Below are 20,870 nucleotides of genomic sequence, written 5' to 3' on the forward strand. Positions count from 1 at the left end.
CGGGCGCGCTTCAGTAGAGGTTGGGCAGCAGGGCGGCGGCGTTCTCGTAGACCGCCCAGAGCAGTGCGCCGAGCACCGGCGCGAGGCTCAGGTAGGCCGCCGAGGCCCGCCAGTACCGGGCCAGCAGGAGCGCGCCGAGCACCACGCCCAGCAGTCCGAGCGACCACAGTTGCAGCGTGGCCAGCGCGCCCTTGTCGGCGGCCAGCGCCTTGTCGTACGGGACGGTCCGGGGCCGGCCGCCGGGGTTCTGCTGGGGGTCGCCGTCCAGCCGGGCTCCGACCATCACGGTCGAGCCGGGGATCCAGTCCGAGTCCCCGGTGACCAGGACGAGCCGGTTGCGGGCCGGGTCGGTGATCGGGTGGTCGCCGTCGCCGTACACGTTGACGGTGTAGATGAACTTGCCCTGCCCGGTGGTGGCCTCGATCTTGTCGCCGACCCGGAGCCCGGACAGCTCGGCGAAGGGCGCGCCGAAGGTGGCGCCGCGGCCGAACAGCACCGCGACGCCGCCCTGGCCGGGCAGGGCGGTGTCCCGGCGGTGGCCGGGCCCGCGCATGAGGTCCCGGCCGGTGGTGCCCTCGACCACGACGGCCTGGTGCAGGCCGATCGCCGGGATGTCCAGCAGGGCCACCGGGGCGCCGTCGGCGGCGGCCCCGGTGGGGGCGACGGCCCGGGCGAGCTGGTCCCGGAAGGTCTTGTACGCGGTGGACTGGAAGTGCCGTTCCTGGACGTGCGAGAGCGTGAACAGGTAGCCGACGAAGCCCAGCACCAGCGCGGCCAGCAGGCTGGCCACCCGGGCGCCCTGGAGGAGGCGGCGCCGCGAAGGGGCGGCGGCGGGCCCGGCCGCGGGGGTCGCGGCGGGTGGGCCCGCGGGCGTGGCCGGCCGCACGGGGGCGGCCGGCTTCTCCAGCACCGGGGCGGTCACGAGGCGCCGTCCGAGGACTTGCGCCGCCGCAGCAGCCGCCGGCCGAGCAGCGGCGGGACGAGCACCACGGCGAGCAGTTCGAGGGCGGTGAGCGTGCTCAGCGTCCAGTCCTCGGGCTTGCCGGCCACCTCGACCACGTTCGCCGCGACCTCGGTGCTGCCGCCGCGGCCGCGGGCGACGACCTGGCCGGTCTGCGGGTCGACGACGTCCTCGGTGCCCGGGTCGCCCGGCGCGGCACCGGCCGCGTTCGGGTCCGTGCCGGCCGCGCCGTCGGCCGCTGCGCCGCCGTCCCCGGTGCCGCCGGTGCCCGCGCCGCCACCGCCCGTACCGCCACCGGTACCGCCGGTGCCGCCGGACGTGCCTGCGGCCGTGCCGTTGCCGGTCCGGCCCGAACCGCCGGCGGCCGTGCCGCCCGTGCCGCCGGTACCGCCCGTGCCGCCCGTGCCGCCGGTCCCGCCGGCCGCGCCGCCGCCGGTGCCGCCCGAACTACCCGCGCCCGAACCGGTCTTGACCGGCTGGCCGCCCTGCACGGTGCAGTCCAGCGGAGCGCCCTGCTTGTCGCAGGGGCTGGGCTGCGGCGCGTTCTTGAGGACGGTCAGCTCACCGGCCGAGTTGAAGGTCGGGTTCGCGCAGTTGGAGAGGGTGTCCAGGTCGACGGGGCTGGCGTTGCCCGGGATGCTCTTGGTCTGCAGCAACCCGCCCTTGACCAGGTTGCGCGGGATCGGCGAGTAGCCGAGGCCGTCCGCCTCGCCCTGGCCCTCGCACAGGACGTAGGCGAGGAAGCGGCTGAGTGCGCCGCCCTTGTCGTTGTTGAAGCGGGGCGGCGGCTTGAGCTCCGCTCCGGCGCGCGGAACGATCACGTAGCTGTAGCTGGAGATCGGGTAGGCGCGGGGGTCGTCCATCGTGTAGACGCCGTCGAGGTTCTGCTGGAGGTAGTTCGGGTCGCTCGCCGGGGTGTTGTCGTCGACGCCGCGGATCTTCGCCGCGGTGAGCGCGACCGCCACGTTGGAGGCCGTCGGCAGGGAGTAGTAGCCGGCCTTGTTGAGCACCTTCACGACCGGCCAGTTGCTGCGCTTGGCGAAGGCGTACTCGTCGTAGCCGATGGTGCCCTGGCCGATCGAGGACTTGATGTAGCCCGCGACGATGTCGGAGCCGTTCTGCGCGGTCATCCGGCCGGACGGCGGGTAGAACTCGGTGTAGTCGCCGCAGGTGGTGCCGTTGACGGACTTGCAGTAGTCGTCCCACTGAGCCTGGTAGCTGTGCTCCATCCAACGGGTGAACTGCGCGGTGGCGCCGGAGCCGTCCGAACGGACCACCGGGGTGATCGGCATGCTCTGCAGCGGCTTGCCGTAGTCGGCGGTGATCTTCGGGTCGTTCCAGTTGGTGATCTTGTTGGTGAAGATGTCCACGATGGTCTGCGGGGAGAGTCGCAGGTCGCGGACCTGCTTGCCGCCGACCTGCAGGTTGTACATGAAGGTGGTGCCGCCCGCGGTGATCGGCACGTACGAGAAGCCGTAGACCGGGTTCTCCCGGCCGCCCTGGCCGCCGGTGCGGGCCGATTCGCTGAGGCCGGTGTCATCCCCGCTGCGGAACGGCACGTCCGAGGCGGTGAAGTCGGTCTGCCCGTTGCTCCAGGCCGTGCGGCCGGCGGCCGAGCCGACCGGATTGAAGTTGATCTGGATGCCCTGCGGCCCGACGTCCTGGCGCCACTGGTCGATCGCCGGACCGGACCAGCTGGAGCCCTGGGCGCTCAGCGCGACCGACGCCGCGAACGCCGCCCCCTGCCCGAGCAGCAGTGAGGCCGCGGCGAGCGACAGGGACAGCAGCACGGCCAGGGTGCGGGCCACGGGGCGGCTTGCGGCCTCCCACGACATGGGAACTCCTCTGGTACGGAGGGTGGTTGGGCTGGGCATCAGCGCTTCTCCGGCTGGATGGCGTACGGGCGGGCGACGGCGGCCGCGGCGGCCGCCTCGAGACGACGGGCGTCCCGGTTGATCCGGCGCTTCTGGCCCCGCGTCAACTGGCCGGGCCGACGGCCGCCGAGCACCCGGGCGGTCACGAACAGGACCAGCACCACGGCCATCAGGGTCAGCCCCGCGGCGAAGGCCCGCGCGACCATCTCGGGGTAGGGCTGCTTGACGTAGTTCCAGATGTAGAGCGGCAGCGACACCTGAGGCTCGGTGAACGGGTCGGCATTGAACTGCGCGGTGAAGCCCGAGGTCAGCAGCACCGGCGAGGTCTCGCCGACGCCGCGCGCCATGCCGAGCACCACCGCCGTCACCAGACCGGGCCGGGCGGTCGGCAGCACCACGTTCCACACCGTCCGCCACTGGCTGCCGCCGAGCGCGTACGAGGCCTCGCGCAGGGTGCCCGGCACCAGCCGGATGACCACCTCGGCGGCCCGGGTGACGATCGGCATCATCATCACGGTCAGCGCCAGCGAGGCCGCGAACCCGCTCTGCTCGAACCCGAGGGTGAGGATCACCACGCCGAGCACGAACAGGCCCGCGACGATCGACGGCAGCGCGGTCATCGCCTCGACCAGGGTCCGCACCGGACGGGCCATCCGGCCGCCGACCTCGGACATGAAGACCGCCGCGGCGATGCCCAGCGGCACCGCGAACAGCGTGGCCAGGCCCAGCTGTTCGAGCGAGCCGACGATCGCGTTGAGCGCACCGCCGGAGGTGATCGGGGAGAGCGCGGCCGTCCTCTCCATCGACTCGGTGAAGAAGTTCAGGTGCTGGGCCGCCTCGGAGCCTCGGACCACCAGATAGCCGATCTGGTCGACGATCAGCGCGAGCACCAGCAGTCCGGAGCTCCACGCGACCACCGACACCAGGCGCTCGCGCACCAGCAGCCTGCCCCACTGGAGCCGCCCGAGGGTGAAGTAGCCGGCCAGGAACAGCACGTACCAGCAGACCAGGAAGCCGAACGCGCCGCTGAACGGCAGGATCCGCTCGTAGCTCATCCAGTCCAGCGCCAGCGAGCCGACCAGCGAGCCGGCCACGGTGAGCACGTCCTCGCGGGTGACCCCGCCGAGCTTCACCCGCCGCTCCGGGCGCGGGGGTACGGGTGCGGGGGCGGGCGGCGCCTCGGCGGGCTCGGACGCGGCCACGGGTGGCAGGTCGAGCGTGGTCATCGGGTCGTCCCTTCAACGGGGTTGGTCATGTCGGCCGCCCTTCTCAGTCCGCGGTCGAGGCGCCGGAGCGCGACCGGTTGATCACGAAACCGGCCGCGACGTTGACCAGCAGGGTCAGTGCGAACAGCACCAGGCCGGCCGCCATCAGCGCGGAGAGCGACAGCGCGTCCGACTCGCCGAAGCGCAGCGCGATCAGCGCCGAGATCGAGTTGGCGCCGTTCTCGAGGATGTGTGTGATGGTCTTGAAGTTCGGCGAGATGATCAGCGCGACGGCGATCGTCTCCCCCATCGCCCGGCCGAAGCCCAGCATCACCGCGCCGATCACACCGCCCTTGCCGAACGGCAGCACCACCGCGCGCACCATCCCCCAGCGGGTCGAGCCGAGCGCGTACGCGCCCTCCCGCTCGCCCTGCGGGGCCTGGGAGAACACCTCCCGGCTGAGCGAGGTGACGATCGGGATGATCATCAGGGAGACCACGACGCCCGCGATGAAGGTGGACGAGGTGTAGGACGTCCCGATGTCGCCGGTGCGCACCTTCAGGAAGGGGATCGCGTCGCCGAGGTGGTTGGCCAGCCAGCGGACGAAGCCGATGATGCGCGGCTGGAGGAAGAACAGCCCCCACAGGCCGTAGATGATGCTGGGGATCGCCGCCATCAGGTCGATCAGCGAGACCAGCACCGAACGCAGCCGCACGGGCGCGTACTCGGCGATGAAGACCGCTGTGGTCAGCGCCACCGGGACGGCGATGGCCAGGGCGATCACGGCGATCAGCAGGCCGTTCGGCAGGACGGCGGCGATGCCGAAGTTGTGCGCGGCGGTCTGCCACTTCTGCTCGGTCAGGAACGACCAGCCCACCGCGCGCAGCGCGTCCGTGCCGCGCAGCAGCAGGAAGAACGCGATCAGCCCCATGATGGCGAAGACCGAGATCCCGGCGAGCCGCAGCACGCCGCGGAACACCCGGTCGCCGGGGGTGGCGGGGGCGGTGATGACGCGCGGGACGTCGGGGTCGGGCTGGCCGTCGGGGTGGCCTGGCGCCCCGGCGTACGGTGCCGCGGGCTCGGCGGCGGCTGTCATGGTCTGCTCTCCGTGCTCGGGTACGGGTGCCGGGGCGGTGCCCCGGCCTGGACGGCGGCCCGACGAAAGCGTCGAAGGCGGCTCGGTCGGCTGGTTCGTGGTCGTCGGTCGGTCGTCGGCGTTCCGGTCGCCGGTCGGTCCGGTCGCCGACGCGCGGGCGGCGCGGGTCGGGCTGCGGGACTGGTCAGCGGGCCCGGGGCAGACGGCAACGGGACCGGGCGGACGAGTCGGCGGGGCCGGAACGGCGGCCCCGCCGAGTCGTCCGAGGTGCGCCGGCGTCAACCGGCGCGGGCGTCAACCGCGGGCGTCAGCGGCCCCAGCGGCGGCGACGCACCCGCGACCAGCCCTCGCGCAGCCCGGTCAGCGCCTTCTGCCCGGCCGGAGTGCCGCCCAGCAGCAGCGTCGCCGGTCCGCCGACCAGCAGCACCAGGCCGCCGATCAGCGCGATCGGGAGCAGCAGGCGGGCCATGCCGGAGCGGTCCGCCGCCGGCGTGCCGGCCGCGACGGGCGCCACAGTGATCGGCTTGCCGGACGCGGAGGGGGCAGCGGCGGCCTTCGCCCCGCCGGCCGTTGCGGCGGCCGGGACGGCGGCGGATCCGCCGGTGCCGGCCGTGCCACCGGTCGTCCCGGTGGAACCGGTGGATCCGATGGAGCCGGTGCCGCCGGTGCCGCTGGTCCCGCCGGTCGTGCCGAAGGTGTTGCCGTCGGCCGAGGTGTCCCCGGTCCCGCCGGCCGCCGTGCCGCCGTCGCTCACGGGCGCGGGCGCGGTGCCGGGAGCGGCGCCGTCCGTGGCGCCCGATCCGCCCGCCGGGGTGCCCCCGGTACCGCCGGTCGTCCCCGGGTCGGGAGTGACGGGGGGCGGGTTCGGCGGCGCGGCCTGGTTGCCGGGCAGCTTGCCGTCCTGCGTCTCCACGTGCGAGGCGGCGTCCGCCGCCTGCGCGCGCTGGGCGTTGGTCAGGGCGAGGAAGCCCTGCGCCAGCCGGCCGGGCTCGGTGCCGTACACCTGGCCGCTGGTCGTCACCGTCTTCAGGAACTTGGTGATCGCCGCCGCCTTGGCGTCGGGCACGCCCTTGGTCGGCACCATCGCGTACTGCACGCTGGTCAGCGGGTAGGCGAACTGGTCGTGGGCGTACGCCGTGTCGGCGACGCCGTACGGCAGTTGCTGGACACCCGTCGACGCGTCCACCGTCATGTCCGCCACCGCGGACTGGAAGCTGGACGTGCTGGGCGCAGCGAACCCGCCCGCCGGGTTGAGGAGTTGGGCCTCGGGGAGCGCGTAGGCCTTCGCCTGGCCGGCGTCCATGATCGAGAACAGCGTCCGGCTGCCCGGGTCCATCGGCGCGCACTGGTTGTGGCCGCCGTCGGGCTGGATGGTCGGATCGATGCAGGTCGGCTTGTTCTGCAGCAGCTTCCGCGCCACGTCACCGAGCCCCGTGGTGACCGGATTCCACTCGTACTCGCGCCAGTTGCTGCGCGGCTGCGTCGTCGCCCCGACCAGCCCGGAGGAGTCCTGCCGGGCGAAGGAGTCGGTCGGGTAGCCGGAGAAGGCCGGCCGCAGGTAGTACGTGTCCACCCGCATGCCCCACGGGTCCGGCTCGCCGTCCAGGAAGCGCGCGGCGTCCGGGTCGGAGGCGATCCACGAGGTCAGCTGGTACACCAGGTCCGTCGTGCCGCCGACCACGATGGGGCTGGACTGCGAGACCGCGCAGGACGTCGGCCACTTCAGCCCGCTCTCCGGCGGCAGCGGGTTCAACTTCAGGAACTCCTGGTCCCGGAAGATGCAGGTCGGGTTGCCCTTCACGGAGGCGATCACGCCTCCGGCGGGCGAGTACGACTGGGTGAGGAGCTTGGCCAGCAGCCGGGCGTTGAGCTTCATGTCCCTGATCTGCCGACCGGTCGACGGGTCGTCGACCACGAAGGCCACCGACACGCCCGAGGCCGACAACGGCGCGTAGACGTACGGGCGTTGCGGCGTCGACGTATCCGGTCGGACCGTCAGCGCGACGTCCGTCGCTCCGCCGAGGAAGTCGGCCCGGGCCTGCGGCTCACCGCCGGCGGGAAGGTACTGGAAGGACAGCGGGTTGTCGCCCAGGCACAGGCCGGAACGCCACAGTTGCACGGCCCGGTTGGCCGCCTCCAGGCCCGCGGCACGGAACGCCGACGTCTGCGCCTCGCAGGCGGCCGGCGAGGGCGCGAAGGCCAGCGGCACCACGGCCCGGTTCTCCCAGGCGCACTGCTCGCCGCTCGACATGCCGTTGGCCGCGTCCTTGCCGAACACCTCGTCCGACGCGAGCTTGTATCCGGTGGTGAGATCGAGGGTGTGGTTCGTGCAGTCCACGGTCTGCTGCGGATTCGTCTGGCCGAGGCTGTCACCGCCGTAGTTGGCCTCCACCACCAGGGAACACGGGTGGGTGGCATCGCAGGCCAGGGTCGGGCTCTGCAGCCCCGTGTACAACTCGATGGTCGCGGCTCCCGAACCGTCCATACTGGTGGGGGAGATCACCATGTTGCTCGGGAAGTCCGGCGCAGGCACGTCGGTCTTCCGCTGCTGGAACCCGGCAGCCGGATCCAGCCCGTACATGGTGCTGCCGTAACAGTCGGTGACCTTTGGATCGGTGCCGCGGCACTCGTAGATCCGGACGGCGAAGAAGGAGTAGGCGTCGCCGGGCTTCACGATCGTCCTCGGCTGGCCGTTGCCGTCCGTGGTCGGGGTGAAGCCGCTCCAGGAGAGCTGGACCACCTGGTTGGTGAGGTCCTTCGACTGCGAGAGCGTGATGCTCCCCTGCTTGCCGTACGTCCCGGTGCTCGGATTCCAGAGCTTCGGCCCCTTCACCGTCACCGCGGACGACGCCGCCACCGCCTGTGGCACCGCCCCCAGGCCGATCGGCACCACCCCGAGGGCCACCACCACCGACCACACCATCGCGATCGCCGGCCATCGGCGACGCCACCACCCCGGATCCCTCCGGTCGGGTAGTCGGACTCTCATGGCGGGCACCTCCGTGCGAATCCGCGCCGCCCAGCACGCGGCGCAAGAGGGATCAGGCATGCGGACGACCGGACGGTTCCGGTACCTGACCATTGCGCCAGCCGGATATGGCCGGATCCGGTCGACAGGGTGTACGAGACCCCAACGCGGCACCCATGGAACGGAGTTGCGTCGTCCGAATGCGTACGGGCCCGCACCGGGGTGCGGGCCCGCAGATCACCCCGCGGTCATCGCGGGCCGGGGGTCAGCTGCCCGGAGTGAAGGACAGGGCGAGCGAGCCGACCGACTGGCCGCCGGTGAAGTACGTGGTGCCGAGGGCCTTGTCCAGGTACTGCGCGCCCTCCGCGTCCACCTGGAGGCTGGACGCGGTGAGGCTCTGCGTGGTGCCGGTGCGGCCGACCTGGGTGTCGCCCAGCGGGTCCAGCAGCGCCACCGGGTTGGTGCCGCCGTCCGGGACGGCCGTGATCTTCCAGCTGCGGACGCCGAAGTCGAGCTGCTTGAAGACGACGCTCTTGCCGTTCGTGGCGTTGAAGAAGAGCAGGCTGCCGCCGAACTGCACGTCCCCGGAGAAGGACGGGATGTTGGCCGCTCCGCCGGTCACCGGGAAGGTCGCGGTGATGGCGTTGTTGGCGGCGGCCGCGGTGGCCGGCGTCAGCGGGACGACGACGATGCCCTTGAGCACCGACTTGGCCAGGAACGCGCCGTCGACGGTGATCACGGCGCTGCCGGTGGGCGCGGTGGCGGTGGTGTCGGCCACGGCCACACCGCCGACACCGGTGACCGCCAGGACGACGGCGGCACCGGTGGTGGCGAGGCGGATGCCGGTTCTTGCCATGCTGAACTCCTTGGGAGAGGTGGGATGGTGCGGGTGGAGCAGTGGTCAGCTGTGCGTGATGCTCCCGCAGGCGTGGGGCGGCAGCGGAAGGAAGCCGAACCCGGTGATGTCCGCGAGGGCGGTCGGATTGGTGCAGATCCAACCGTCGGCGCCGAAGACGGAGCGCAGTGCGGCACCGTGGGCGTCGGCGGCGTTCCAGTCGGAGCGGCGGAGCACGTGGTAGAGGGAGAGGACGTAGCTACCGCCGACGAAGTTCTTGTTGATGGCCTTCTTCGCGGTGTCGACCGGCGCGTCGCCGTTGACGTTGCGGATGGTCAGCGGGCCCTGCACATCCGAACCGCTGCCCCGGCCGTAGTACATCTGCCCGACGTAGTGCCCCACGGAGTAGGGGACCAGCGCGTCGGGGTCGTTCAACTGGGCGTCGCTGCCCTCGTTCTCCTGCACACCCTCGGTCACACAGAGGCCGAAGGCCGAGACGCCGATCTTCCACAGGAAGTTCGTGCGGAGGGCTGAGCCGGGCTGCGGCAGGAACGGCTTGATGGTGGTGCTGGGCAGGCTGGGGTCGATCTGGTCCCAGGTGGTGACGTTGCAGGTGTAGATGTCCTTGAGGTTCTGCGTGGTCAGGTTGGCCGGCGCGTTGCCGCCGTTCTGGGCCGCCCAGGACACCGCGTCCGTGGCGAACGCCACGAATTCGAAGGTGTTCGGGTCGGTCAGTGCCGGACCACGTGAGGAGCGGGCGAAGTCCACGGTGGTACTGGTGTTGTTCTTCAAGGCCTGGATGCCGGCGTCGGCCCCGTTCGGGCGGGCGATCGACGTGGCGCCGGTCTTGGTGGTGATCGGCGAGGTGCCCGTCGCGTCCCAGCTGTACAGGCGCGGCGTGGTGGTGTCGGTGCTCGGGATGGTGGCGTTGTAGTCCGCGGAGAGCTGGTTCATCACCAGCTGCGTGACGCCGTCCCCCACCCCCACGATGTCCCGTGCGGCCGGCAGCGACGTCGGATCGGCGGCCCCCGTGCCGCCGGTCGCGGTGACGACCGCCGTCGCCAGAGCGGCGGCGGCGAGCAGCTTCTTCGTCGTTCCACGCATGGTCCCGGGCCCCTTCGACGGCTCCTCCGATGGCCGGCGGCCACGGGCACTGCGCCCGTGGCCGCCGGATGGTGCGGGGTGGATCAGGAGTGGGTGACGCTGCCGCAGGCGCCGGCCGGCAGCGGCAGGAAGCCGAAGCTCTTCAGGTCGGCGGACGCGGTGGCGTTGGTGCAGACCCAGCCGCTGGTGCCGAAGATGGCGCGCAGCGCGGTGCCGTGGGTGTCGGTGGCGATCCAGTCGGAGTGACGGACCACGTTGTAGACGCTGCGGGCGTAGGAGGTACCGGCGAAGGCGTTGGTGATCACCTTGTTGACGGTGTCGACCGGGGCGACGCCGTTCACGTTGCGGATGGTCAGCGGGCCCTGGACGTCGGCGCCGCTGCCCTTGCCGTAGTACACCTGGCCGACGTAGTGGGCGACGGAGTAGGGGACCAGCGCGTCGGGGTCGTTCAGCTGGGCGTCGCTGCCCTCGTTCTCCTGCACGCCCTCGGTGACGCAGAGGCCGAAGGCCGAGACGCCGATGGTGGAGAGGAAGAAGGAGCGGGTGCCGGAGCCGGACTGCGGCAGGAACGGCTTGATGGTGGTGCTGGGCAGGCTGGGGTCGATCTGGTCCCAGGTGGTGACGTTGCAGGTGTAGATGTCCTTGAGGTTCTGCGTGGTCAGGTTGGCCGGCGCGTTGCCGCCGTTCTGGGCCGCCCAGGACACCGCGTCCGTGGCGTACGCCACGAAGTCGAAGGTGTTCGGGTCGGTCGACGCCGGGCCGCGCGAGGAGCGGGCGAAGTCCACGGTGGCGCTGGTGTTGTTCTTCAGCGCGGTGATGCCGGCGCCGGAGCCGTTCGGGCGGGCGATGGAGGTGGCGCCGGTCTTGGTGGTGATCGGCGAGGTGCCGGTCGCGTCCCAGCTGTACAGGCGCGGGGTGGTGGTGTTGCTGCTCGGAATGGTGGCGTTGTAGTCCGCCGAGAACTGGTTCAGGACGGCCTGGGTGGTGTCGGAGCCGACGCCCACGATGTCCTTGGCGGCCGGGAGCGATGCCGGGTCGGCCAGGGCGGTGCCGCTGGCGACGGTGGCCAGGGAGGTCGCCAGGGCGGCAATGGTGAGCAGCTTGGCAGCGGTCTTACGCATGTTTCTCTTCCTCCGGTGGGAGAGACGTCCATCGCGTGGACCCGTGCTCTGGTTGGGAGCCCGGGGCCGGTGGCCGCGTCCGCTGCGGCCGCTCCGGCAGTGCAGATCCTGTCCGGCCCGGTGGTTCCGCCGGAAGGGAGGTCGAGGGCGGGTCGGGATTGTCGACTCATCGGTTCGACGAGGTTTAGCGACTGGTCAGCGCGGGCGCGGCGGAGGGGAAAGGGGGTGGTCAGAGCCCGATGACGTTCTTCTCCAGGTGGCGACTCGGGGTGTTGCCGGAAACCTGCGCTTCACCGGAACTGCACGTGGGCCCCGGCCGCCTCACAGCGGCCAGCGGCCGTCCCGACCGCCCCGCCGCAACTCCTGCCCCACCCACTGGAGTCCGGACAGGAAGCCCTCGGCGCCGGCCTGGCACTGGTCGCGCCGCAGGTAGCCGCGGGCGCTGCGCGCCACCGGCGCGGGCTCGACCGCCGTCCGCCGGGTGCTGCGCACCGGCAGGTAGGCGGACCACACCCACTGCCGGCCCTCGGACTGGGCCACCGAACATCGCAGGGCCGCCCGCTCGATCAGCAACACCCGGACCGCCTCGGCGAGTTCCTCCTCGCTGCGGTAGGTGCGCACGCCCATGCCGAGCGGCCGCCCGTTGGCGGCGCGCAGCGCCCAGCCCAGGCAGCGTTCGGGTGCGGGGACGATCAGCAGACGGGGGCCGCGCCCCTCAGCGGCCATCGGGGCGTCTCAACGAGACGGTGTTCCGGGGAAGTTCACGGCCCGGCAGGTCACGAACCGGCCGCTCCCGAGCGGGCCGCTCACGAACGGACTGGTCGCGAACGGGCCGGTCCCGAGCGGGCAGCTCACGAACGGGCAGCTCCCGGACGGGCAGGTCCCGCGCGGGCTGTTTGGCCAGCAGCACGACGAAGCGCCGGAAGGCGTTCTGGCAGGTCGCGTACCGCTCGTACGCGCGGCTGGAGCGCACCTCGGGCAGGCTGCGCGACCCGGGAACGACCCAGATCCAGCCGATGCCGTCCCGGACGTGGGTGATCCGCGCGGTGAGTTCGGCGGCCCCGACGCGTAATCCGTCGAAGCCGCGCTCGGCCTCGCCGGGCGTCTCGAACATGGCGGCGGTGATGGCCACCACCCGGCCGTTCGGCGCCTTCAGCTGCCAGCGGTACCGCCCGTCCGGGGCGCGCTCCGTCCTGAACCCGCCTCGACTTGCCCCTGCTGCGGTGTTCCCGCGGCCAGACGCGTCCACTGCTCCCCCGTCCGGTTACCCCTCCGAGACCGGTGCAAAGCTATGTGTGCACACGGACCCACGGAAAGCCCAGAACGTTCACAACTTGCGCTGTTGGTCGGGAAGTTCTCCCTCGTTTAACTTTCACCGGCCAACCGCCGAGGAGGATCGGGCCGGGTTCAGAGCCGGGCCGTCCAGCGGACCCTGGTGCCCTTCCCGTACGGCCCGGCCTCGTGCCAGGCGGCGCCGCCGAGCGCCTCGGCCCGCCGGGTCAGGTTGAGCAGGCCGCTGCGGCGCCCGCCCGCCGGGATGCCGACGCCGTCGTCGGTCACCGTCAGCAGCACGCCCGGGCGCCCGCCCCGGTCCAACGACTCCGGGTCACCGCTCACCGGCCGGCCGGTGTCGTCCAGGTGGGCGGTCGCGTCGATCTCGACGCCGACCCGGGAGGCCCGCGCGTGCCGGGCCGTGTTGGAGAGCATCTCCCTGAGCGCGGCGAGCAGTTGGCGGCCGTTCTTCTCCTCGACCAGACTCTCCACCGGCCCGACGAAGCTCACCGAGGGCTTGAAGCCGAGCGCGGCCGCGGCCTGGCTGGCCTCCCGCAGCACCCGGGTGCGCAGGGTGTCCGGCGCGTCGCCGTGGTTGTCGTGCTGGAGGGCGTAGATGGTGGTGCGGACCTCCTGGATGGTGGCATCCAGCTCGTCCACCGCCTTGCCGATGCCGACCTTCACCTCGGGCACCACGGACCGCCGGGCCGCGCTCTCCAGCATCATCCCGGTGGCGAACAGCCGCTGGATCACCAGGTCGTGCAGGTCGCGGGCGATCCGGTCGCGGTCCTGGAAGACGGCCAGGCGCTGCTGGTCGCGCTGGCCCTCGGCGAGCCGCAGGGCCAGTGCGGCCTGCGAGGCGAAGGTCTCGGCGAGCTGCTTCTCGGTGTCGGTGAACGACAGGGCGCCGCGCGGGCGCCAGACGCAGAGCCCGCCGAGCACCCGCCCGGCGGCGACCATCGGGACGGCCATGGACGGGCCGAAGGCGCGGGCGAGCCGGATCTCCACGGTCGGGTCGCTGGACATGTCGTCCAGGTAGACGCTCTCCCCGGCGAGCAGCCGGGCCGCGAAGCTCTTCCTGGGCAGCAGCTCGCCCCGGACGAACTCGGCGGCCTCGCCGGAGGCGTGGGCGACCCGCATCTGCCCGTCGCCGTCCTCCGCCGGTTCGGTCGGGAGCAGGATCATGCCGAGCGCGGCGTCCGCCAGCTCCCGGACCTGCTCGGCCGCGACGGTGAGCGCGGTCTCGGCCTGGTCGGTGGAGAGCAGCGCCGTGGTGACGGCGGAGGCGCCGGCGATCCAGCGTTCCCGGCGCCGCCCCTCCTCGTACAGCCGGGAGTTCTCGATGGCGACGCCGGCCGCCGCGGCGAGCGCGTGCACCACCTGTTCGTCCTCGGGGGTGAAGGCGCCGCCGCCCTTCTTCTCGGTGAGGTAGAGGTTGCCGAAGACCTCGTCGCGGACCCGGATCGGCTCGCCGAGGAAGGTCTTCATCTCCGGGTGGTGCGGCGGGAATCCGGAGGAGCGCGGGTCGGCACCGAGGTCGGCGAGCCGCAGCGGCTCGGGGCGGTCGATCAGCGCGCCGAGGATGCCGCGTCCGGCGGGCAGTTCGCCGATCTCGGCGGCGGTCTCGTCGTCGACGCCGACGTGGATGAAGTCGGCCAGGCCGGTGCCGCCGGGGGCGATCACACCGAGGGCCGCGTACCGGGCGTCGACGAGTTCGGCGGCGCCGGTGGCGATCCGGTGCAGGGTGGCGTGCAGGTCGAGCCCGGCGCCGATCGAGACCACCGCCTCCAGCAGCCGCTGCATCCGGTCGGTGACCGCGGCGGCCGACTGCAGCCGCTCCGCGACCTCGGTGACCAGGGTGTCCAGCCCGAGCGAAGCGATCTCCGGCACCCGATGGGGTGTCGGCTCGGGCGCGGCGGCGGAGGGCTCTGGCGTGGGGTCCATGCAGAAAGCCTAGTTTGTACGCTTTTCATCCGAAGGACGGCGCGGCTCGGGAAACGCGCCCTGACCGGGCCTGGCAGGTGGCCCCGACCGGTCCTAACGGGTGGCCCCGACCGGCTCCACCAGCCCGTCCGCCTCCCGCTCCAGCAGCCCGTCCGCCTCCCGCTCCAGCAGCCCGTCCGCCTCCTGCTCCCGCCGCCACATGGCGTGCAGCCGCCCGTCCCGGTCCGCGATCAGCTCCGACCAGCGGCCGCGCTCGGCGACCCGGCCGCCGTCCAGCACCAGCACCTCGTCGACGGTGGTGTCGTCCAGGCCGGCCAGCCGGTGCGTGATCAGCACGGTGGTGCGGCCCTCGGTGGCGGCCAGCAGGTCGGTGGTGAGCGCGTCGGCGGTGGGCAGGTCGAGGTGTTCGGCGGGCTCGTCCAGGACGAGCACCGGGAAGTCGGCGAGCAGGGCCCGGGCCAGTGCGAGGCGCTGCCGCTGGCCGCCGGAGAGCCGGGCGCCGTGCTCGCCGACCATGGTGTCCAGGCCGTCGGGCAGGGTCAGCGTCCAGTCCAGCAGCCGGGCGGCGGCGAGCGCGGCGCGCAGGTCGTCCTCGGTGGCGCCCGGCCGGGCCAGCCGCAGGTTCTCCCGCAGCGAGCTGTCGAAGACGTGGGCGTCCTGGGCACACAGTCCGATCACCCGGCGGACGTCCTCGCCCGCGAGCGCGCGGCTGTCCACTGCCTGTGGGCGGCCGTCGACGAAGGTGACGGCGCCCGCGCTCGGTTCCAGGAACCGCAGCAGCGCCTGGGCCAGCGTGGTCTTGCCGGAGCCGGACGGGCCGACCACGGCGATCCGGCGGCCGGCCGCGAGGTCGAGGTCGACGCCGGTGAGCGCGTCCACGGCCTGCCCGGGGTGCCGGACGGTCAGTCCGCGCACGGCGACCGGCAGCGGCTGTTCGGGCAGCGCGGCGGGTGCGGCCGGCTCCGGGACGGCGGCCTCGGCCTCCAGCACCTCGTCCAGCCGGGCCCGCGCGGCCCGGCTGCGCTGGCGCGCCTGGACGGCCAGCGGCATCCCGGTGACGGCCTCGAACGCGGCCAGCGGGGTGAGCACGACCACGGCCAGGCAGACCGGCGCCAGCGCGCCGCCGTGCACCCCCTGGACGCCGACGGCCGCCGCGGCGGTCACGGTCAGCCCGGTGAGCAGCGCGATCAGCCCGGTGCCGAGCGCGGTGGTGGCCGCTGAGCGGGCGGCCAGCCGGGTGAGCGCGGCGTCGGCGCCGTGGACGGCGGCGAGCCGGCCGGGCAGCGCGCCGGCCACGGTGAGTTCGGCGGTGCCGGTGAAGGCGTCGACGACGGTGGTGGCGAGCCGCCCGCGCTCCGGGGCCTGCCGCCGTTCGGCACCGGCCGACCAGCGGGCGGCCAGGGCGGGCACCACCGCGCCCGCGAGCAGCAGCCCGATCCCGAGCACGACCCCGGCGGCGGGCAGGAAGGCGCCCATCGCCGCCGCCGCGGCCAGCGAGACCACGCCCGCCACGGCGGCCGGCAGCCGCCAGCGCAGGTGGTGGTCCTGGATCGCGTCGACGTCGGCGACCAGCCGGGAGAGCAGGTCGCCGCGCCGGAAGGCGGGCAGTCCGGCCGGGGCGAGCGCGGTGAGCCGCCGGTAGACGGCGGCCCGCAGGGTGCCGAGGGTGCGCAGCACGGCGTCGTGCGAGACCAGCCGTTCGGCGTAGCGGAAGACGCTGCGGCCGATGCCGAAGGCCCGTACGGAGGTGACGGCCATCATCAGGTAGAGCACCGGCGGCATCTCGGAGGCCCGGGAGATCAGGTAGCCGGAGGTGGCCATCAGCGCGACGGCGCAGCCGAGGGCGAGCGCGCCGAGCAGGACGGACAGCGCCAGCCTCGGGGTGGCGGCGTCGGCTTCGGGCTCGTCCTGCGCCGTGGCGGGGGCGGGCGTCGGCCGCCCGCTGTGCGCGGGCCGCCCGACCGCAGCGGAGACCGCAGCGGAGGCCACCGCCGCAGCCGGGCCGGCGGCCGGGGCGGGCGCCCCCGCCAGCCGGACCCGCCGGTCGGCGACGGCCAGCAGCGCCGGCCGGTGGGCGACGATCAGCACGGTGCGCGCCGGGTCCTCGGCGAGCGTCCGGACGGCGTCCACGACGGCGGCCTCGGAGGCGCCGTCCAGGTTGGCGGTCGGCTCGTCGAGGAGGACCAGCGGCCGGTCGTCGGCGAGCAGGACGCGGGCGAGCGCGAGCCGCTGGCGCTGCCCGGCGGAGAGCCCGGCGCCGTCCTCGCCGAGCGGGGCGTCCAGCCTGGTCACGAAGTCGAGCGCGTGCGCGGCCCGCAGCGCCGTCCACAGCTGCTCGTCGGTGGCCTCCGGGCGGTAGAGCCGCAGGTTGTCGGCGACCGTCCCGGCGAACAGGTGCGGGTGCTGCGGCACCCAGGCGATCTGCCGCCGCCAGCTCGCCGGTTCCAGTGCGGCCAGGTCGTGGGTCCGCCCGTCGGCGGCGGTGATCCGGACGGTGCCGGCGTCCGGGGCGACGAGGCCGAGCAGGACGGCGAGCAGGGTGGACTTGCCGGCCCCGCTCGGGCCGGTGAGGGCGGTGGTGGTGCCCGGGCGCAGGGTCAGCGCGGCGCCGTCCAGGGCGGGCTCGGTCCGGCCGGGGTGGCGTACGACCAGGTCGGAGACGGCGACGACGGCCCCGGTGAGGGCGGGTGCGGGCACCGTGCCGGCGGCGGGCAGCGGGGTCTCCAGCACCTGGAAGATCTCGTCGGCGGCGGTCAGGCCCTCCACGCTGGAGTGGTAGAGCGCGCCGACCTGGCGGATCGGGAAGTACACCTCGGGGGCGAGGATCAGGATCAGCAGCCCGGTCTCCAGGTCGAGCGTGCCGTCCACCAGCCGGAAGCCGACGGTGACCGCGACCAGTGCGACCGACAGGGTGGAGAGCAGTTCCAGCGCGAAGGAGGAGATGAAGGCGATCCGCAGGGTGCGCAGGGTGGCGCGGCGGTAGTCGGCGGTGATCCGGGCGATGGTGGCGGCCTGGGCGCGGGCCCGGTTGAACACCTTGAGGGTGGGCAGTCCGGCCACCACGTCGAGGAAGTGGTGCGAGAGCCGGGCCAGGGTGCCCCACTGCCGGTCCATCCGACTCTGGGTGGCCATCCCGATCAGCACCATGAACAGCGGGATCAGCGGGAGCGTCCCGGCGATGATCGCGGCCGAGGTGAAGTCGGCGCCGACGATCCGCAGCAGCACGATCACCGGGACGACGACGGCGAGCGCCAACTGCGGCAGGTAGCGGGCGAAGTAGTCGTCCAGCGCGTCGACGCCGCGGGTGGCGAGGGTGGTGAGTTCGCCGGTGCGCCGGCCCGCCAGGTAGGCCGGGCCGAGCGCGGTGGCGTGGTCGAGCAGCCGGCGCCGCAGGGTGGACTTCACCCGGGCGACGGACCGGTGCGCGGTGAGTTCGGTGAGCCAGCCGACCAGCCCGCGCCCGACGGCCGTCAGGGCGAGCAGCAGCAGCGGCGTGGTCAGTTCGCCGAGGGTCGCCTGGCGCTGGAAGGCGCGGACGACGATCTCGGCGATCAGACTCGCCTGGGCGACCACCAGGGCCGCGCCCGCCCCGCCGAGGAGCACGGATCCGGCGAGGAAGGCACGGGTGGTGCGGGCGTACCCGAGGAGTCGGGGGTCGACCGGCTTCACGGCGTCAGGCCTGGTCGAGCGCGGCGGCCGGGGCGTGCCCGGGGATGTGCTGGACGCCGATGCGCTTGCGGAACACCCAGTACGTCCAGCCCTGGTAGAGCAGCACGAGCGGGGTGAACACCGCGGCCACGATGGTCATCAGCTTCAGCGTGTACGGCGAGGAGGCCGCGTTGCTGACGGTCAGGCTCCAGCCGTCGTTGAGGGTGGAGGGCATGACGTTCGGGAAGAGCGCCAGGAAGAGCATCGCGACGGCGGCCACGATGGTCGCCCCGGAGAGGATGAACGCCCATCCCTCGCGGCCGAGTTGGTTGGCCGCCAGGGCGCCGACCAGGGCCAGCACGGCGATGATCAGGGCGGCCAGGCTGCGGCCGTTGCCGTTGCCGGCCTGCGTCCAGAGCAGGAAGGCCAGCGCCAGCACCGCCGCCACCACGCCCACCCGCAGGGCGGTGGCCCGGGCCCGGTCGCGGATCTCGCCGACCGTCTTGAGCGCCGCGAACACCGCGCCGTGGAAGGTGAACAGGCTGAGCGTCACCAGGCCGCCGAGGATGGCGTACGGGTTGAGCAGGTCCCAGAAGGTGCCGACGTAGTTCTTCTGCGCGTCGATGTCGACGCCGCGCACGATGTTGGCGAAGGCCACGCCCCACAGGAAGGCCGGGAGCAGCGAGGTCCAGAAGATGGCCTCCTCCCAGTTGCGCTGCCAGCGCGCGTCGTCGCGCTTGGCCCGGTACTCGAAGGCCACGCCGCGCACGATGAGGCAGACCAGGATGATCAGCAGCGGGATGTAGAAGCCGCTGAACAGGGTCGCGTACCAGTCCGGGAAGGCCGCGAAGGTGGCGCCGCCGGCGGTCAGCAGCCAGACCTCGTTGCCGTCCCAGACCGGGCCGATGGTGTTGATCAGGACGCGCCGTTCGGCGGTGTTGCGGGCGAGCGGCTTGGTGAGGATGCCGATCCCGAAGTCGAAGCCCTCCAGGAAGAAGTAGCCGATCCACAGGACCGCGATCAGTACGAACCAGACGTCGTGGAGTTGCATGTCAGATCCCCTGTGGTCCTCAGTAGGCGAAGGCGAGAGGCTTGTCGGCGTCGTCGTCCGAGGACGGTCCGCGCAGCGTCGGGTCCTTGGCGGGGGGCTGCTCGGTCACCACCGGGCCGGCCTTGGCGTACTTCACCAGCAGCCGGACCTCGACGACGGCGAGGATCGCGTACAGCAGGGTGAAGGTGGTGAGGGCGCCGATCTGGGTGCCGACGCTCACGTTGGGGGAGACCGCGCTCGCCGTGGTCATCAGGCCGAAGACGGCCCAGGGCTGGCGGCCCATCTCGGTGAAGATCCAGCCGAAGCTGTTGGCGATCAGCGGGAATCCCATGGTCAGGATGCCGATCCGCCAGCTCCACTTGGTGAGGAACGGACCCATCTCCCGCCCGGGGGTGAGCATCAGCCGGGGCACCTCGGTCTCGCCGGTGCGGAACTCGGGGCGCAGGAACTTCTTGCGCCGGGTGGTCCAGAGCCCGATCAGGCCGGCCACGAAGGAGGTCATCCCGAAACCGATCATGAGGCGGAAGCCCCAGTAGGTGACGAAGATGCTCGGGATGTAGTCCTTGGGGTCGCCGCCGTACTTGGCGGCCTCGGCGGCCGCGGTGTCGTTGATGCCGGGGACGGAGGAGTTGAAGTCGCTGTGGGCGAGGAAGGAGAGTATCCCGGGGATCTCCAGCTCGACCGAGTTGTGGCCCTTGCTGACGTCGCCGACCGCGAAGATCGAGAACGGCGCGGGCGACTGGGTGTCCCACAGGGCCTCGGCGGCGGCCATCTTCATCGGCTGCTGCTCGAACATGACCTTGGCGAGCGAGTCGCCGCTGAGCGCGGTGCCGGCGCCGAAGACCACGGCGAGGACGAGGCCGAGCCGCAGCGAAGTGCGCATCACGGCGGTCTTCTTGGGGTCGGCGTTCTCCGGCTTGCGCTTGGCCTTCCAGAGGTGGAAGGAGGCGATGCCGACCATGAAGGCCGCGCCGGTGAGGAAGGCGGCGGTCAGGGTGTGCGCCACCACGGTGAGGGTGGTGTTCTGGAACAGCACCTTGGCGATGTCGGTGAGCTGGGCCTTGCCGGTGGCCGGGTCGATCGAGTAGCCGACCGGGTGCTGCATCCAGGAGTTGGCCGCCAGGATGAAGTAGGCGGAGAGCACGGTGCCCAGGGCGACCATCCACATGCAGGCGCAGTGGATCTTCTTCGGCAGCTTGTCCCAGCCGAAGATCCACAGGCCGATGAAGGTGGACTCGAAGAAGAAGGCGATCAACGCCTCCATCGCGAGCGGGGCGCCGAAGACGTCGCCGACGAAACGGGAGTAGTCGGACCAGTTCATGCCGAACTGGAATTCCTGGACGATGCCGGTGACCACGCCCATCGCGATGTTGATCAGGAAGAGCTTCCCCCAGAACTTCGTGGCGTGGAAGTACTTCTCCTTGTTCGTCCTCACCCAGGCGGTCTCCAGCCCGGCCACGATGGCGGCGAGGCTGATGGTGAGCGGGACGAAGAGGAAGTGGTAAACGGTGGTGATGCCGAATTGCCATCGCGCGATGGTCTCGTGAGCGATTGCCAGCTCCACGTCGCCCTCTCTCCAACCGACCGGCCCTGTTGAAGGGCATGTTTCGGACAAACTTCATCTATAGCTGTAGACCGCTGCCCGACTACGCAAGCTTGTCCGCTTGTGAACGTGAACACGTTCACAAGGAGCAGTATCCATCATCCTTACGAAGGAATCGCAGGCGGGGTGGGGTTGACACCTTCGGAACGGTGCGTAGCCGTACGTAGCGGGGCGTGGCCTTGTGTGGC

Annotated in this window: 14 protein-coding genes; all 14 read right to left on the reverse strand. The window is 72.4% G+C overall.

Annotation, left to right across the window (positions count from 1 at the left end):
* Positions 1-10: 10 nt before the first annotated feature.
* Positions 11-922, reverse strand: a complete 912-nt coding sequence (locus ACFVX9_RS11815; protein ID WP_387981450.1) for a class E sortase — start codon at positions 920-922, stop codon at positions 11-13.
* Positions 919-2,796, reverse strand: a complete 1,878-nt coding sequence (locus tag ACFVX9_RS11820) for a substrate-binding domain-containing protein (RefSeq protein ID WP_387981452.1) — start codon at positions 2,794-2,796, stop codon at positions 919-921. The genes ACFVX9_RS11815 and ACFVX9_RS11820 overlap by 4 nt, the downstream gene beginning before the upstream one ends.
* Positions 2,797-2,834: 38 nt before the next feature.
* Positions 2,835-4,061, reverse strand: coding sequence for a phosphate ABC transporter permease PstA (pstA, locus tag ACFVX9_RS11825; RefSeq protein ID WP_380380658.1), 1,227 nt, complete (start codon positions 4,059-4,061; stop codon positions 2,835-2,837).
* 43 nt (positions 4,062-4,104) lie between these two features.
* Positions 4,105-5,136 carry a phosphate ABC transporter permease subunit PstC gene (pstC, locus tag ACFVX9_RS11830; protein WP_063348389.1) on the reverse strand — a complete coding sequence of 344 codons (1,032 nt, stop codon included), beginning with the start codon at positions 5,134-5,136 and terminating at the stop codon, positions 4,105-4,107.
* Positions 5,137-5,443: 307 nt separating this feature from the next.
* Positions 5,444-8,125, reverse strand: a complete 2,682-nt coding sequence (locus ACFVX9_RS11835; protein WP_380482853.1) for a hypothetical protein — start codon at positions 8,123-8,125, stop codon at positions 5,444-5,446.
* A gap of 244 nt (positions 8,126-8,369) precedes the next feature.
* Entirely contained in the window at positions 8,370-8,960 is a 591-nt protein-coding gene (locus ACFVX9_RS11840; RefSeq protein WP_063348391.1) for a hypothetical protein, read from the reverse strand.
* Between the two features lie 45 nt (positions 8,961-9,005).
* Positions 9,006-10,043: a PstS family phosphate ABC transporter substrate-binding protein gene (locus ACFVX9_RS11845; RefSeq protein ID WP_387981455.1), complete on the reverse strand. Its 1,038-nt coding sequence runs from the start codon at positions 10,041-10,043 to the stop codon at positions 9,006-9,008.
* A gap of 83 nt (positions 10,044-10,126) precedes the next feature.
* Positions 10,127-11,164, reverse strand: a complete 1,038-nt coding sequence (locus ACFVX9_RS11850) for a PstS family phosphate ABC transporter substrate-binding protein (RefSeq protein WP_063348393.1) — start codon at positions 11,162-11,164, stop codon at positions 10,127-10,129.
* Between the two features lie 321 nt (positions 11,165-11,485).
* A complete protein-coding gene (locus tag ACFVX9_RS11855; RefSeq protein ID WP_063348394.1) occupies positions 11,486-11,890 on the reverse strand; it encodes a hypothetical protein in 405 nt (134 codons plus the stop codon).
* A complete protein-coding gene (locus tag ACFVX9_RS11860) occupies positions 11,880-12,413 on the reverse strand; it encodes a DUF1508 domain-containing protein (protein ID WP_107452896.1) in 534 nt (177 codons plus the stop codon). Before ACFVX9_RS11860 ends, ACFVX9_RS11855 begins: the two co-directional genes overlap by 11 nt.
* 158 nt (positions 12,414-12,571) lie before the next feature.
* Positions 12,572-14,380, reverse strand: a complete 1,809-nt coding sequence (locus tag ACFVX9_RS11865) for a GAF domain-containing protein (protein WP_380335304.1) — start codon at positions 14,378-14,380, stop codon at positions 12,572-12,574.
* Positions 14,381-14,473: 93 nt separating this feature from the next.
* Entirely contained in the window at positions 14,474-18,049 is a 3,576-nt protein-coding gene (gene cydD / locus ACFVX9_RS11870; protein ID WP_387981459.1) for a thiol reductant ABC exporter subunit CydD, read from the reverse strand.
* Positions 18,050-18,053: 4 nt separating this feature from the next.
* Positions 18,054-19,079 (reverse strand): cytochrome d ubiquinol oxidase subunit II, encoded by a 1,026-nt coding sequence (cydB, locus tag ACFVX9_RS11875; RefSeq protein WP_387981460.1) that lies wholly within the window; start codon positions 19,077-19,079, stop codon positions 18,054-18,056.
* A 19-nt stretch (positions 19,080-19,098) separates the two neighbouring features.
* Positions 19,099-20,643, reverse strand: a complete 1,545-nt coding sequence (locus tag ACFVX9_RS11880) for a cytochrome ubiquinol oxidase subunit I (protein WP_063348399.1) — start codon at positions 20,641-20,643, stop codon at positions 19,099-19,101.
* Between the last annotated feature and the right edge of the window lie 227 nt (positions 20,644-20,870).

Origin of the sequence: Kitasatospora sp. NPDC058243 (assembly GCF_042882025.1) — a bacterium.
In the GTDB taxonomy this organism is placed as follows: Bacteria; Actinomycetota; Actinomycetes; order Streptomycetales; family Streptomycetaceae; genus Kitasatospora.

What these genes read in the sequence shown, in the direction of transcription:
- ACFVX9_RS11820 (WP_387981452.1), bottom strand. Translation starts at nt 2,796, where the DNA reads ATGTCGTGGGAGGCCGCAAGCCGCCCCGTGGCCCGCACCCTGGCCGTG.
- pstA (WP_380380658.1), bottom strand. Translation starts at nt 4,061, where the DNA reads ATGACCACGCTCGACCTGCCACCCGTGGCCGCGTCCGAGCCCGCCGAG.
- pstC (WP_063348389.1), bottom strand. Translation starts at nt 5,136, where the DNA reads ATGACAGCCGCCGCCGAGCCCGCGGCACCGTACGCCGGGGCGCCAGGC.
- ACFVX9_RS11835 (WP_380482853.1), bottom strand. Translation starts at nt 8,125, where the DNA reads ATGAGAGTCCGACTACCCGACCGGAGGGATCCGGGGTGGTGGCGTCGC.
- ACFVX9_RS11840 (WP_063348391.1), bottom strand. Translation starts at nt 8,960, where the DNA reads ATGGCAAGAACCGGCATCCGCCTCGCCACCACCGGTGCCGCCGTCGTC.
- ACFVX9_RS11845 (WP_387981455.1), bottom strand. Translation starts at nt 10,043, where the DNA reads ATGCGTGGAACGACGAAGAAGCTGCTCGCCGCCGCCGCTCTGGCGACG.
- ACFVX9_RS11850 (WP_063348393.1), bottom strand. Translation starts at nt 11,164, where the DNA reads ATGCGTAAGACCGCTGCCAAGCTGCTCACCATTGCCGCCCTGGCGACC.
- ACFVX9_RS11855 (WP_063348394.1), bottom strand. Translation starts at nt 11,890, where the DNA reads ATGGCCGCTGAGGGGCGCGGCCCCCGTCTGCTGATCGTCCCCGCACCC.
- ACFVX9_RS11865 (WP_380335304.1), bottom strand. Translation starts at nt 14,380, where the DNA reads ATGGACCCCACGCCAGAGCCCTCCGCCGCCGCGCCCGAGCCGACACCC.
- cydB (WP_387981460.1), bottom strand. Translation starts at nt 19,079, where the DNA reads ATGCAACTCCACGACGTCTGGTTCGTACTGATCGCGGTCCTGTGGATC.